The sequence below is a fragment of the Dysgonomonas sp. 520 genome (assembly GCF_010501095.1).
Taxonomy (GTDB): Bacteria; Bacteroidota; Bacteroidia; order Bacteroidales; family Dysgonomonadaceae; genus QVMP01.
On the sequence record NZ_QVMP01000019.1, the window covers coordinates 1 to 13555 of the forward strand.

Here is a 13555-nt window from a genome sequence, read left to right on the forward strand (position 1 = left end):
TTTATCATTTGAACATCGGGCAGCCCGATTTGCCAACACCAAAAGAGGGACTTGATGCGTTGCGGAATATAGATCGCACTATTCTGGAATATAGTCCCAGTGACGGTTATCGTTCTTATCGGGAAAAACTTGTCACATATTATGCCAAATATAAAATAAATGTGGCGGCCGATGATATTATAATCACAACCGGAGGCTCGGAGGCCGTTCTGTTTGCTTTTCTGGCATGCCTTAATCCCGGAGACGAAATAATTGTTCCCGAACCGGCCTATGCAAACTATATGGCATTTGCCGTATCAGCCGGAGCGGTTATCAGAACAGTGCCGTCTTCTATCGAGGAGGGGTTTGCATTGCCTCCTGTCGAAAAATTTGAGGCGCTGATAAATGAGCGTACCAAAGGTATTATGATCTGCAATCCGAACAACCCAACCGGTTATCTATACTCTCGGTCGGAAATGAATCAGATAAAGCACCTTGTTCAAAAATATGACCTGTATCTTTTTTCCGACGAGGTTTATCGTGAGTTCATCTATACGGGGTCGCCCTATATTTCGGCCTGTCATTTGGTTGGAATAGAAGAAAATGTTGTGCTTATCGATTCAGTATCAAAGAGATATAGCGAATGTGGTATACGCATAGGTGCAATAATCACTAAAAATAAAGAACTGCGCAAAACCCTGATGAAATTCTGTCAGGCACGCTTGAGCCCTCCTCTGGTTGGACAAATAGTGGCAGAGGCTTCGCTAGATGCCGATCCTGAATATTTGAGAGATGTTTACGAAGAATATGTAGAGCGTCGTAAGTTCTTGATCGACAGATTGAACCAAATACCGGGGGTTTATTCGCCAATACCTATGGGGGCCTTTTATACGGTTGCCCGCCTGCCGGTGGACGATGCCGATAAATTTTGCGCATGGTGCCTTTCCGACTTTGAATATGAGGGACAAACCGTCTTCATGGCTCCTGCGTCTGGTTTCTACACATCCCCCGAATTGGGACGGGACGAGGTTCGTATAGCCTATGTCTTGAAAAAAGAAGATTTGGCAAAGGCTTTGACTGTACTCGAAAAAGCCCTTGAAGCTTATGCACAAGTGAAAGACAAATAATAGATTTGCTTCACTGAAGCAAATCTATTATTTGTTGAGCGTTAAGTCTGTTCCCATACAGAGAATCCAGTTTCTGCAATCTCTTTTCCTGTTCAGATAAATCAAAATCTTTAGTGTAATATTTGTGAATTATTTTCAATAATTCAGAGTTATTTTCAGGGAATTTCAAACACAAGTCCTCCAAACCGGAACCTTCTAGCATTGCATCATTAGCCAAGCAAAAGCGTCCTGTATACAAGGAATTTATGAGTTTAATCTTAACCCCTGCCGGATATTCCGTATATAGTACATTTATCGAAGCATTCTTTACAAGTTTCTCCATCTCCTCAGAACTGGGATTTCCGATTATAGTTACATTTTCTAGATCCTTCAATTTGGTTATTAAAAGCTTATCCGGATCTTTTCCTGCAATAATAATATCTAACGAATGGTCTCTTTGTGTTATGTTTTCGTTTAAATAGATGGCTGAATTAATGTTTTCGGCAACACTCAAATTTCCATGAAAAAGTAAATATGGTTTTTCTATTTTCTCTACAATTTCAACTTTGTCATTTTGATGAAAAATAGGAATATAAATAACCTTCTCTTTTCCAAATTTATATTGAAAATAATCTGTATCCGATTTTGATAAAGGTATTATATAATTGCTAAAATTCAGTTTTTTTTCATAGTGTTTAAGGCGGATTTTTTCGAGCCAGAAGTATAGTTTCTCAATTACTGATTTTGTAGTTTTTCTCAACCCGTCATAATAAAAATGTTCTATATTATGAGTTCTTACAATCTTTAACCTATTACTCAATGATGAATTACCCAGATAATAGCAGGTGTGAATTCCTTCAAAAAGAATTGGGTAATCATTAGATGAAAGATTTTTAATCAACTCTTTATTTTTGCGACTTTTTACAATGTATGGCAGTGTAGATAATTGCGATATAATACCTGTGTGTCTTTTGTAATAGTATACTTTATTACAGTATTTTTCCAATTCAGCCGAATGTTTCCTGCCATATTCAAATGTATGAAGGATTATGTTCACTCCTAATTCCTGAAGCGATTTCAATTTATAAAAAACATCAATAACCCCACCGTAATCTGGAGGATATGGTATGTTAAAAGAAACAATATTGAGAACCAATTTTATGAGTATTTAAGTTGTTAATTACTTTGTAAATGTAAAAACAAAGATAGCATTTCTGAACTAAATATACCGGTTAAAAAAATATAGTATAACATTTTACATTATCTTTGTACTTTTAGAAATATACAACTAATGCTTATTGCTCAAAAGAAAAAAGAAAGTAATATTGCCGAATATCTGCTTTATATGTGGCAAGTGGAAGACTTGATACGAGCAAACGGATCTGATATTGATCGTATCAGGAAAAATATTATAGATCAGTATGATCAACCGGTTGAGGTGAAACAAGAAATAGAAGATTGGTATCAGAACCTGATAAAGATGATGGAGCTGGAAGGCATAAAAGAAACCGGTCATCTGCAAATAAATAAAAATGTTATTATAGAGTTGACAGATCTGCACCTCAGACTTTTAAAATCGCCACAAGAATCGTTTTATATCGCTACTTATTATAATACATTACCATTTATAGTTGAACTCAGGGCGAAAAATCCGGATAAAGATATTCCCGAAATTGAAACTTGTTTTTCAGCTATGTATGGATATTTATTGCTCAAAATACAAGGGCGTGAAATTTCGGATGAAACCCAGAAAGCCATGTCGCAGATAAGTTCTTTGTTGAGATTATTGGCTGAAAAATATTTTCAGGAGCGTAAAGGAGAATTAGAAATCTAAGGTCATAGATTTTTTATTACTTTGGTAAATATAAATAAGACAGGTGGTTATACTGCTAAAATACATTGTTGATACATACTGTCACTAAAAAATAATACGATGGCATTCTTTTCAGGAAATAAACAGACGGGAGATGAGGAGCAAACAGCCAAAAATGTTTTTCATCTCAATTTAGAACAAAAAAATATCCTTGTGACAGGAGGTAACGGTCAGCTTGGGAGTGAGTTGAAGAGGTTGGTGCAATCTCACGAAAATAATCTGCAATTCTTTTTCACGGATGTAGACACTCTTGATATTACCCGTCTTGACGAGATAGAAACGTTTTTGGATGAAAACAAAATTTCTTATATAATCAATTGTGCAGCATACACAGCCGTTGACAAGGCGGAGGATGATGTAGACCTTTGTTACAAAATAAACAGGGATGCAGTGAAAAATCTGGCTTTGGCAGCAACTAAGCACAATGCAAAAGTGATTCATGTTTCAACCGATTATGTGTTTGACGGAACAAGCACTTCCCCTTATAAAGAAACAGATCCGGTAAATCCGAAATCTGTATATGGAGAATCGAAACAGGAGGGAGAAGCCGTTTTGATGGAAATCTGCCCAAACTCAATTATTATCCGCACCGCCTGGTTGTATTCTATATATGGAAACAACTTTGTTAAAACAATGATAAAATTAGGAAAGGAGCGCGAATCGCTGAATGTGGTTGCAGACCAGGCGGGAACACCTACCAATGCGGCAGACTTGGCTTGTGCAATCGTGAAGATTATTGATTATAGCGAAGCTAACGGATTAAAATCGGGAATCTATCATTATTCAAATGAGGGAGTTGCAACATGGTATGATTTCACCCTGCTTATTCACAAATTGGCCGGTATTACGACGTGTAAGGTTAGCCCTATTCCTACAAGCGATTATCCTACTCGTGCCGTGCGTCCACAATATAGTGTGTTGGATAAGAGTAAGATAAAATCGACGTTCGGGATATCTATTCCAAAATGGGAGGATAGCTTGGCGGTATGTATTTCAGAATTGACGGTATAACCGGAAGGATATAAACGACAAGAGGAGTTGAACTGTTTTCAACTCCTCTTTTGTGTTATTTTACTTGTTTATTTGTCGTTATTTTTTCTGAGGACAGCAGGCTTTTCTTTCGGCGGGAGTCTTGTCACACGCTTTTTTGTCTTTTGGGCATGTGTTTTTCTTATCTTTTGTACATTCTGTCCTTGCCTTATTCTTGCACGTTTTTTGATTGTCTTGTGCCATTGCAAAGTTTGATGAAAGAAGTGCTACCACCAACATCGACGAAAATAATACTTTCTTCATAATTTTATTCGTAATAAGTTTTAGCTTTATTATTTAGAGTTATCACAAATATATCGGATTTTTTATACCGATGTATATCAGTGGCATATAATATATCTAACAAAATATTAAGAATCGTAAAAATATATGGAATACCCCTCTCACAATACTCTAGCATTTTGAAGGGGGAAGAATAGAGCCTATCTTTGCCCCCTGAAAAATAAAAGAAAAAATATTTGAACATAACTTCAAACACATTGTTCATATAATAAACAAAACGATTTAAATTCAGAAAACAATGAAACGATTAATTAATTTATCACTTGCTATGGCAGTGATTATTTCTTTAGGTATGACAACACAAGGCTGTAAAAGTACGAAAGATACTCTTGGAGGGGTGAGTGCCATTAATGGTACATGGGTATTAGCAACATTGGATGGAGAGGACGTAGCTGATATTTTTGAAGGTAAAGTTCCTACTATGAATGTTGACGCATCAGCAAAACAAATTTTCGGTAATGGTGGTTGCAACTCATACACAGGTGCTTTTACTTACGAAAAGGGTGTGTTCTCGGCTCCACGTGTGGCTGCTACAATGATGATGTGTTTTGCAAAAAACAAAGAGTCTGCTTTTTTTGCAATGTTGGCGAAACCAAATACAATATCTGTTGAAAATGGTGTTTTGACATTTAAAAATAGTGGGTCGGTTGTGGCAACTTTCATCAGAGGCGTAGATCAAAATGTATTTACTCAAGAGTGGAAACTGGAGTCTATTAATGGAGAAAGTTCCGACAAATTATTTACAGAAGAAACTCTGCCTACCCTGAAGTTTAATGTGGAAGAGAAACGTGTGAATGGAAGCGCAGGCTGCAATACTTTTAATGGAACTTATAGTGTTGCAAGTGAATATATAACTGTAGGTCCATTAATGACAACTCGTCGTGCCTGTCCTAATATGGAGGGAGAATATAAATACACACAGGCATTGACCGGTGTTAGTAAAGTATCTATGACTAAAAACGGTACGCTCACGTTAACCAGAGACGGGAAAAATATCCTTACATATATTAAGAAATAATGTAAGACTAGCGAAAAAAAACGGAGGCTTGATTCTGAAAATCAAGCCTCCGTTTTTTATTTTCATTCTGCCCGGTTATGCGTCTATATTAGCATAAGTGGCGTTTTCTTCGATAAACTCTCTACGTGGAGCTACGTCTTCACCCATCAACATTGAGAAAATATGATCTGCTTCCGCAGCATTTTCTATTGTTACCTGACGCAACGTTCTGTGTTCTGGGTTCATTGTTGTATCCCAAAGCTGAGTGGCGTTCATTTCTCCAAGACCTTTATAGCGTTGAGTATGGATGGCATTTTCGTTCCCATCTCCGTACTTATCAATAAATGCCTGGCGTTGTCTGTCGTCCCAGCAATATTCTTCAACCTTGCCTTTTTTACACAGGTAAAGAGGAGGAGTGGCAATATAAATATAGCCTTTCTCAAGCAGGGCTTTCATGTGGCGGAAGAAGAATGTCAAAATCAATGTGGCAATGTGGCTTCCGTCCACATCGGCATCGGTCATGATTACAACCTTTTGGTAACGTAACTTTTCCAGATTCAACTCCTTAGAGTCGTCTTCTGTTCCGATAGTTACGCCCAGAGCTGTATATATGTTCTTTATTTCATCACTCTCCAAAACCTTGTGAGGCATTGCTTTTTCCACATTCAAAATCTTACCCCTCAAAGGTAGAATTGCTTGGAACATCCTGTCTCTTCCTTGTTTGGCTGTACCACCTGCCGAATCTCCTTCGACCAGAAATATTTCGCATATTTCAGGATCTTTGCTTGAGCAGTCAGCCAGTTTACCCGGTAAACCGCCACCTCCCATCGGAGACTTGCGTTGTACCATTTCACGAGCTTTACGTGCGGCATGACGAGCTGTTGCAGCCAGAACAACTTTTTCTACGATAGTTTTAGCCTCTTTCGGATGTTCTTCCAAATAGTAACCAAGTGCTTCACCCACCGCCTGATCAACAGCGCCAATCACCTCGTTGTTTCCTAGTTTGGTTTTAGTCTGTCCTTCAAATTGAGGTTCTGCAACTTTTATTGAAACGACAGCAGTAAGTCCTTCACGGAAGTCGTCGCCACTGATTTCAATTTTCAGTTTCTCCAACATTTTCGAGTCGTCGGCATATTTTTTCAAAGTTCTGGACAATCCCCGACGGAAACCTGTGAGGTGAGTACCTCCCTCTATGGTGTGTATATTGTTTACATAAGAATATACATTCTCATTGTATGTGGTGTTGTACGACATCGCTATTTCTACGGGAATTCCTTGTTTCTCCGTAACGATGTGGATTACATCGGGAATCAATGCCTCTTTTGATGCGTCTATGTAACGAACAAACTCTTCCAGACCTTTTTCTGAATAGAAGATTTCCGATTTATAAGACTCGTCTTCTTTTTTTACCCTTTTATCCGTCAAGGATAGTTTTACTCCCGCATTCAGGAAAGCAAGTTCTCGCAGACGAGAAGCAAGGGTATCATACTTATATTCTGTTGAAAGCGTAAAAATCGAGTCGTCCGGCTTAAAGGTAATAGTAGTACCGGTTCCGGAGGCTTCACCTTCTATTTCCAACCCTTGAGTTGGTACACCTTTAGAAAACTCCATTGCATATAGTTTTCCGTCTTTTCTTACCTCTGCTCTTAAGAAAGTAGACAAGGCGTTCACACAAGATACCCCCACACCGTGCAAACCTCCGGATACTTTATATGTACCCTTGTCAAATTTACCTCCGGCGTGAAGAACTGTCAAAACAACTTCAAGAGCGGATTTCTGCTCCTTGGCCATCATACCGACTGGTATACCACGACCATCGTCTTTCACAGTGATGGAATTGTCTTCATTGATAAAAACTTCGATATTGGTACAAAAACCTGCCAAAGCCTCATCTATTGAGTTATCAACAACTTCATAGACCAAGTGATGCAAACCTTTTTCACCAACATCGCCAATATACATGGCGGGTCTTTTCCTCACGGCCTCCAAGCCTTCCAATACCTGGATATTGTCGGCGGAGTATGACGCGCTCGCTGCTTTTTTTTCTTTTTCTGTCATTTTTTATTTGTGTTTTCTATGCCGTTTGCAAACCCATTTTCAGTAGCGGAAATGTTCCGCAAAAAGCAGAACAAATATACAAAAAAAAGCCCGATTATGCAATACTAAATTCACGATTCAAAAGTAATTACAAGCCTGTAAATCAAGATTAACAATTATTAGTAATAAGCAAAAAAAGCCACTTCTATTTGAAGCGGCTCTCTTTAATATATTTTGATGCAAATTACTCTGCGTTCAATGTAATGCGTTTAAATCCTACAACAGCCAGTTCTTTGTCGTGACTTGCCAAATACTGAGCGATTGTTTGTTTTGGATTTTTTACAAATTCTTGTTGAAGAAGTGTATATTCTTTGTAGAATTTTTGCAATGCACCTTCTGCAATTTTATCCAATAGGTTTTCAGGTTTACCTGCTTCACGAGCTTTGTCGCGTGCAATGCTCATTTCTCTTTCTTTGATCTCTTCAGACACTTGTTCTGCAACCAAAGCAACAGGGTTCATAGCTGCAATTTGCATAGCGATATCTTTTCCTACTTGTACATCTACATCGGCTTTGTTGAAACCTACGATAGTTGCCAATTTATTTCCAGGGTGAACGTAAGCCACAACCGAAGGAGCAGTAATTGTTTCGTATGCGCCTATTTCCATTTTTTCTCCGGTAACACCCATTCTGTCAGTTACCAAATCCTGGATAGAACGACCATCAATTTGAATGGCTTTCAAAGCATCCATATCAGCAGGTTTGTTGGCCAATGCTGCGTCAAGGATAGTTGTAGTTAAACCAACAAAGTCAGCATTCATTGCAACGAAGTCCGTTTCGCAGTTAAGAGCTACGATTGTCGCAAAATCGCCATTTGTAGAGGCCAATACGCATCCTTCAGATGCATCACGATCGCCACGTTTGGCAGCAAAAGCCTGTCCTTTTTTACGTATTATTTCTATTGCTTTATCAATATCTCCTTCTGCTTCAGTCAAAGCACTTTTACAATCCATCATCCCTGCGCCTGTTCTTTTGCGTAGGTTTTGGATGTCTGCCATAGTAATAGCCATATTTTTATCCTTTCTTTAGATTATTAATTTCCGGTTTGTTTTTTGAAATAAAAAAAGTTAAGATATAAGCGCTCAGAATAAAACACTCCGGCACTTAAGTCTTAACTTAATATCAGAATATTTTACTCTTCGTCTTCTTTTGCGATCTTGCTGACAACGTCTGCGTTCAAAGCGTCTACGTCTTCCTTAGCAACACGCTCTTTTTTTGCTGTTGCTCTGGCTTTACGCTCTTTGCGTTCGCCGCCGTCTTCCTGTGCTTCTGCTGCGTTTGAATCAGCTTTCTCTATTTTTCTTTCTTCAAGACCTTCTTTAATGCTTTCGCACAAAGTAGAGACAATCAGTTCTACCGATTTTGCAGCATCATCATTCGCAGGAATAACGAAGTCGATGTTTGTTGGGTCAGAGTTGGTATCTACCATAGCAAATACAGGTATACCCAGTCTGTTCGCTTCTTTCACGGCAATATGTTCTTTCATTACGTCAACAACGAACAATGCCGATGGAAGACGAGTCAAATCTTGAATAGAACCAAGAGTTTTCTCCAATTTAGCACGTTGACGTGTTACTTGAAGTTTTTCTCTTTTCGACAAAGTATCGAATGTTCCGTCTTTCACCATTTTGTCGATAGTTGACATTTTCTTCACCGCTTTACGGATTGTTGGAAAGTTAGTCAACATACCTCCTGGCCAGCGTTCGATAACGTAAGGCATATTTACCGAAAGTGCCAAATCGGCAATCACTTGTTTTGCTTGTTTTTTTGTAGCAACAAACAAAATTTTCTTTCCCGATTTTGCTATTTGTTTTAGAGCTGCTGCCGCTTCGTCAGTTTTCGCAGCTGTTTTGTATAGGTCGATGATATGAATACCATTACGCTCCATAAAAATATAAGGAGCCATAGCAGGATTCCATTTTCTCTTCAAGTGTCCGAAGTGAACACCTGCTTCTAGTAACTGGTCAAATTCTAATTTTGCCATTGTGTTTTTTTACTTTGTTTTAATTCGTTTACTTTCTTTTTCTGTTAAAAATGAATTGTCAGGTAGTTCGCATCTTTCCGAAGTCCTGTCAATTTAGATGCTAAACGTTTCCAGTTAGCAGTAACTTTCATGCAACTTGCAGAGTTGTGTCGAACAATAGCCGCAAGCCGATAGTAGTTGACTGATATTGATTAACGTTTCGAGAATTGGAATCTTTTTCTCGCTTTTGGTTGTCCCGGTTTTTTACGTTCAACAACACGAGGATCGCGAGTCATGAACCCTTCTGCTCTAAGAGCTGGTTTATCTTCTGCATTAATTTTAACAAGTGCGCGGGCAATACCTAAGCGAGCAGCCTCAGACTGTCCTTTGTATCCGCCACCTTTCAAATTAATATTTATGTCATATTTTTCAACAACGCCTAATGTGTTTAGAGGTTGTTTTACAACATATTGAAGAATAGTTGAAGGGAAGTAATTATCTAACTCTCTCTTGTTGATAATGATTTTTCCGGTTCCTTCGCTTACGTACACACGTGCTACCGCAGCTTTGCGTCTTCCGATTGCGTTTATTACTTCCATTGTTATTATTTAAGAGCGTTAATATCAATTGTTTTAGGTTGTTGAGCTTCGTGCTTGTGCTCAGTTCCTTCATATACATAAAGGTTTTTCAAAAGTGCCGCACCTAGTCTGTTTTTAGGCAACATACCTTTTACTACTTTATGAACCAGACGATCCGCACCTTTTTCAAGCAATTTGGCAGGAGTCATTTCTCTTTGTCCGCTAGGATAACCTGTATATCTCAAATATACACGGTCGTTCCATTTGTTTCCTGTCAATACAACTTTTTCTGCATTGATAAGGATCACGTTATCGCCACAATCAACATGTGGAGTGTAATTTGGCTTATATTTACCTCTCAATATTTTAGCCACTTTCGAAGCCAAACGACCTAATGTTTGTCCAGTTGCATCAACCACAACCCACTCTTTGTTTGCAGTTGCCTTGTTTGCAGAAATGGTCTTATAACTTAAAGTATCCACTTTCTTTTAATGTTTTTAATTTGTTAATGCTTTCTATTTGGCTCTAGTATTTTCGTTTCGGGCTAAGGGTATTGAAACAAATAACTACTTAAATACCAAATAATTAAATTCACTTCTTCAATAATCGGTCTGCAAAATTACTCTTTTTGACCGAATTAGCAAAATAAATGAGTCGGAATTTTATGGCTTTCTTCATTATACAAGACTTGTAACATTGTGTAATCTCGTAATTTCCTTAATGCAATTACTTTTTCTTAATACTTTGTATATTGCGAATCTGAAATATTACGAATAACTTTGTGGAAATTGTTAATGTAATTCGGGGGAATGCCGTATTATCTTAATTGTGTGAGTATCATTTTATGAAATTATGCAAACAACAGATGTTATAAATGAGGATTTATTATCTTCAAACTTGAACAAAACTCAATTACAGCCCGGATTTGTAGTCAATTGCGTTATTCTGGCGTTTTTTGAAGGGCACTTGAAAGTTCTTCTCAATAAGTTTAACTTGGTAGACAAATGGGTTCTGCCGGGTGGTTTTGTACGTCGGGATGAAGGTGTTGACGAAGCGGCCCTCAGAATTGCAACAGAACGAACAAAAGTTAATAATATCTATATACATCAATATCATCTGTTTGGTGATAAGGATAGGATTGATTTGGAGCAAAACAAAGAGATTTTACGTAAAGCCGGGGTGAAAGATGTGGAAAACCATTGGTTTGCTCAAAGATTTATAGCTGTTGGCTATTACGCTTTGGTTGATTATACTAAAGTTGTTACCGATAACATTGATCCCAATTTTCAAACCGAATGGCACGATCTTAATGATCTTCCATCCTTGTTTTTCGATCATAATAAAATGATTCATTATGCAATAGAATCTATCCGTATGAAGTTGGGGTATGTGCCCATAGGATATGAGTTGCTTCCGGATAAATTTACAATGCCCGAGCTAAGGGCTGTCTATGAATCTATTATCGGCAGACCCTTGGATAGACGAAATTTTCAACGAAAAATGTTGTCTGTTGGTTTGGTTAGGAGGTTGGACGAAACCCAGAAAAAGAAAGCTCATAAAGCACCTTTCTTATACGAATTCATCACCACTCAGTACGAAACTGCCCTCGAATTCGGAATGCAATTAATGCCCTGGAATAACAAAGACTTATGAGTTTTCTGACAAGGACTTCTATTCTTTCGGAGTATATCAACGAAAATTTATCGCTAATCCCTGTTATCAATAGGTTTGGTATAAAATTAGGGTTGGAAGATAGAACTGTTGAAGCTATCTGTATTGATTTGAGAATTAATGTCGAGTTTTTTCTGGCAATACTCAATACGTATCTGAATGAAGAGTATTTTCCTGAGAAAAAATTGCAGGAGTTTGATATTGAGCTGGTGATGAAGTACCTGAAACAAACCGATGTCTACTACGCTCATGCTCAGATACCGAACATAGAAAAACACCTCAATGCGTTTATCGCAATGAGCGATCCGAATAATAAACAGCTTGATCTTATTCGAAAAATATTCTACAAGTTTAAGGACGAACTTCTCAGCCGTATCAATGCCGGATTGTTGGATGAAGACAATTCGCAAGCCTTGTTGCTAGACCTGAAAAACATCTTGATAAAACACATTTCCGGAAACTTCAATGAAAACCTGTGTTACGCAGTTATTTTTTCTGTCGACAGCTTGTTTTCCGACTTAAGCAAACACAATCGGATCAGGGAAAAAATATTGAAACCTAAGATAAAGGAATTGGAAGATTCCGGTATCGACGATTGGCAGGCAATTTTTGCAGATAACGACAACTCCGTGCATAAAGAAGAGACTCAGGAAATTTCGCCTCGCGAATTGGAAGTCTTGAAATTTATCGCAATGGGATATTTGAACAAAGAAATAGCCGACAAGCTCAATATCAGTCTGAACACAGTTCTGTCTCACAGGAAAAATATCACATCAAAGTTAGGGATAAAAACTGTTTCAGGACTTATTTTTTACTGCATTAGCCACGGTTACATATCTGCCGACGAAATAGAGCTTTAGGGTATTTTCTCAATCGGCGGTCTTTTACTTTGCGGTTATAAGATTATTAAAGTTTTGTTGTATATATTTGTGTAGATTTCATTCTTGTTGATATAATAATTAATATACTATTTAAATTTTTATATGTTTTCAAATATAAAAAGAGCTTCTTTCAGGCATAAAAATAATAAACCATGGTATTACGTAAAGAATCACTTTCGTTATAAATTACCACGTTTAGCTCATTATCAAAAATTATTGGATGAAAAATTAGCATCTGTTGCAGATTATGATCTTGAGTATATTAATTACAGGCTGAATTATTATAATCGTTTGGAAGAAAAATATACTTTGCCCGATGAAATGGCAGAATCTTTATCCGGATTTAAACTAGAGAATCATCGTAAGGTGTATTTTTTCGATACATTTGAGTACGCACGCTATTTTCCACAGGATTTACAGATAATTCCATTATTCGGGGATATAATTCACGTGCCGGAATATCCGTCTCTTGTAAAAAGTCGCCCGATAGAGGGCGATAATGCAAATTCTGTAGTGTTGAAATTGGATAAAATAAGGCATTTTCTTTTTCTCAATGATAAAAAATCGTTCAAGGAAAAGAAAGATATGCTGATTTTTAGGGGAAAAGTACGGCAAGAGCATCGGATACGTTTTATGGATATGTATTATAATAAAAGTCCGAGAATAGATATCGGACAGGTGAATATTACACCCGACGCAAAATATCCTGCGAATAGATTGACTATAGGCGAACAACTGGACTATAAATTTATTTTGAGTATCGAGGGTAATGATGTTGCCAGCAATTTGAAATGGGTGATGTCTTCTAACTCATTGGCCGTTATGCCTAAACCTAAATATGAAACATGGTTTATGGAGGGAACGCTGATTCCGGATTATCATTATGTGCTGATAAAAGACGATTATTCGGATTTAGAAGAAAGGATGGATTATTATATTCAAAATCCTGACAAGGCTCAGCAAATTATAGATAATGCCCATGAATATGTGAATCAATTTAAAAACAAAGAACGGGAAGATTTATTAAGTCTGTTGGTACTAAAAAAATATTTCCAAAAAACAGGGCAGATGCCTTGATA

Annotated in this window: 14 protein-coding genes; 7 read left to right on the forward strand and 7 right to left on the reverse strand. The window is 37.5% G+C overall.

What is annotated here, in order from left to right; translation table 11 throughout:
• Positions 1-1106 (forward strand): pyridoxal phosphate-dependent aminotransferase (locus D0T56_RS11455; RefSeq protein WP_163320297.1); only part of this gene is annotated, 1106 nt, incomplete at its 5' end.
• A gap of 10 nt (positions 1107-1116) precedes the next feature.
• Here the strand turns inward: D0T56_RS11455 and D0T56_RS11460 are convergent.
• Positions 1117-2241 carry a glycosyltransferase gene (locus D0T56_RS11460; RefSeq protein ID WP_163320298.1) on the reverse strand — a complete coding sequence of 375 codons (1125 nt, stop codon included), beginning with the start codon at positions 2239-2241 and terminating at the stop codon, positions 1117-1119.
• 135 nt (positions 2242-2376) lie between these two features.
• Here D0T56_RS11460 and D0T56_RS11465 point away from each other — a divergent pair, with 135 nt between their 5' ends.
• A complete protein-coding gene (locus tag D0T56_RS11465) occupies positions 2377-2919 on the forward strand; it encodes a DUF4924 family protein (protein ID WP_163320299.1) in 543 nt (180 codons plus the stop codon).
• A gap of 99 nt (positions 2920-3018) precedes the next feature.
• A complete protein-coding gene (gene rfbD, locus D0T56_RS11470) occupies positions 3019-3969 on the forward strand; it encodes a dTDP-4-dehydrorhamnose reductase (RefSeq protein WP_163320300.1) in 951 nt (316 codons plus the stop codon).
• A gap of 78 nt (positions 3970-4047) precedes the next feature.
• Here rfbD and D0T56_RS11475 read toward each other — a convergent pair whose 3' ends face one another.
• A complete protein-coding gene (locus D0T56_RS11475) occupies positions 4048-4251 on the reverse strand; it encodes a hypothetical protein (protein ID WP_163320301.1) in 204 nt (67 codons plus the stop codon).
• A 277-nt stretch (positions 4252-4528) separates the two neighbouring features.
• Between D0T56_RS11475 and D0T56_RS11480 the strand changes: the two genes are divergently transcribed.
• Positions 4529-5308, forward strand: coding sequence for an META domain-containing protein (locus D0T56_RS11480; RefSeq protein WP_163320302.1), 780 nt, complete (start codon positions 4529-4531; stop codon positions 5306-5308).
• Positions 5309-5383: 75 nt separating this feature from the next.
• Here the strand turns inward: D0T56_RS11480 and gyrB are convergent, their stop codons facing one another.
• The 5 genes from gyrB to rplM form a co-directional block, all read right to left on the reverse strand.
• Entirely contained in the window at positions 5384-7345 is a 1962-nt protein-coding gene (gene gyrB, locus D0T56_RS11485; protein ID WP_163320303.1) for a DNA topoisomerase (ATP-hydrolyzing) subunit B, read from the reverse strand.
• 223 nt (positions 7346-7568) lie between these two features.
• Positions 7569-8393, reverse strand: coding sequence for a translation elongation factor Ts (gene tsf / locus D0T56_RS11490; RefSeq protein WP_163320304.1), 825 nt, complete (start codon positions 8391-8393; stop codon positions 7569-7571).
• A gap of 122 nt (positions 8394-8515) precedes the next feature.
• A complete protein-coding gene (gene rpsB, locus D0T56_RS11495) occupies positions 8516-9367 on the reverse strand; it encodes a 30S ribosomal protein S2 (RefSeq protein ID WP_163320305.1) in 852 nt (283 codons plus the stop codon).
• Between the two features lie 191 nt (positions 9368-9558).
• Positions 9559-9945: a 30S ribosomal protein S9 gene (rpsI, locus tag D0T56_RS11500; protein ID WP_163320306.1), complete on the reverse strand. Its 387-nt coding sequence runs from the start codon at positions 9943-9945 to the stop codon at positions 9559-9561.
• A gap of 5 nt (positions 9946-9950) precedes the next feature.
• Complete coding sequence (gene rplM / locus D0T56_RS11505; RefSeq protein ID WP_163320307.1) at positions 9951-10406, reverse strand: 50S ribosomal protein L13; 456 nt, start codon at positions 10404-10406, stop codon at positions 9951-9953.
• Positions 10407-10776: 370 nt separating this feature from the next.
• Here rplM and D0T56_RS11510 point away from each other — a divergent pair, with 370 nt between their 5' ends.
• The 3 genes from D0T56_RS11510 (at position 10777) to D0T56_RS11520 (ending at position 13553) form a co-directional block, all read left to right on the forward strand.
• On the forward strand, positions 10777-11577 hold the full coding sequence (locus tag D0T56_RS11510) for an NUDIX domain-containing protein (RefSeq protein WP_163320308.1): 801 nt from the start codon (positions 10777-10779) through the stop codon (positions 11575-11577).
• Positions 11574-12455, forward strand: coding sequence for a LuxR C-terminal-related transcriptional regulator (locus D0T56_RS11515; RefSeq protein ID WP_163320309.1), 882 nt, complete (start codon positions 11574-11576; stop codon positions 12453-12455). The genes D0T56_RS11510 and D0T56_RS11515 overlap by 4 nt, the downstream gene beginning before the upstream one ends.
• Positions 12456-12578: 123 nt before the next feature.
• Positions 12579-13553, forward strand: coding sequence for a glycosyl transferase family 90 (locus D0T56_RS11520; protein WP_163320310.1), 975 nt, complete (start codon positions 12579-12581; stop codon positions 13551-13553).
• Positions 13554-13555: the final 2 nt, after the last annotated feature.

Bases quoted from the DNA above. Each gene is read 5' to 3' on its own strand.
- D0T56_RS11510 (WP_163320308.1), top strand. From the start codon at position 10,777: ATGCAAACAACAGATGTTATAAATGAGGATTTATTATCTTCAAACTTG.
- rpsI (WP_163320306.1), bottom strand. From the start codon at position 9,945: ATGGAAGTAATAAACGCAATCGGAAGACGCAAAGCTGCGGTAGCACGT.
- D0T56_RS11475 (WP_163320301.1), bottom strand. From the start codon at position 4,251: ATGAAGAAAGTATTATTTTCGTCGATGTTGGTGGTAGCACTTCTTTCA.
- D0T56_RS11465 (WP_163320299.1), top strand. From the start codon at position 2,377: ATGCTTATTGCTCAAAAGAAAAAAGAAAGTAATATTGCCGAATATCTG.
- rpsB (WP_163320305.1), bottom strand. From the start codon at position 9,367: ATGGCAAAATTAGAATTTGACCAGTTACTAGAAGCAGGTGTTCACTTC.
- D0T56_RS11480 (WP_163320302.1), top strand. From the start codon at position 4,529: ATGAAACGATTAATTAATTTATCACTTGCTATGGCAGTGATTATTTCT.
- rfbD (WP_163320300.1), top strand. From the start codon at position 3,019: ATGGCATTCTTTTCAGGAAATAAACAGACGGGAGATGAGGAGCAAACA.
- tsf (WP_163320304.1), bottom strand. From the start codon at position 8,393: ATGGCTATTACTATGGCAGACATCCAAAACCTACGCAAAAGAACAGGC.
- gyrB (WP_163320303.1), bottom strand. From the start codon at position 7,345: ATGACAGAAAAAGAAAAAAAAGCAGCGAGCGCGTCATACTCCGCCGAC.
- D0T56_RS11515 (WP_163320309.1), top strand. From the start codon at position 11,574: ATGAGTTTTCTGACAAGGACTTCTATTCTTTCGGAGTATATCAACGAA.
- D0T56_RS11520 (WP_163320310.1), top strand. From the start codon at position 12,579: ATGTTTTCAAATATAAAAAGAGCTTCTTTCAGGCATAAAAATAATAAA.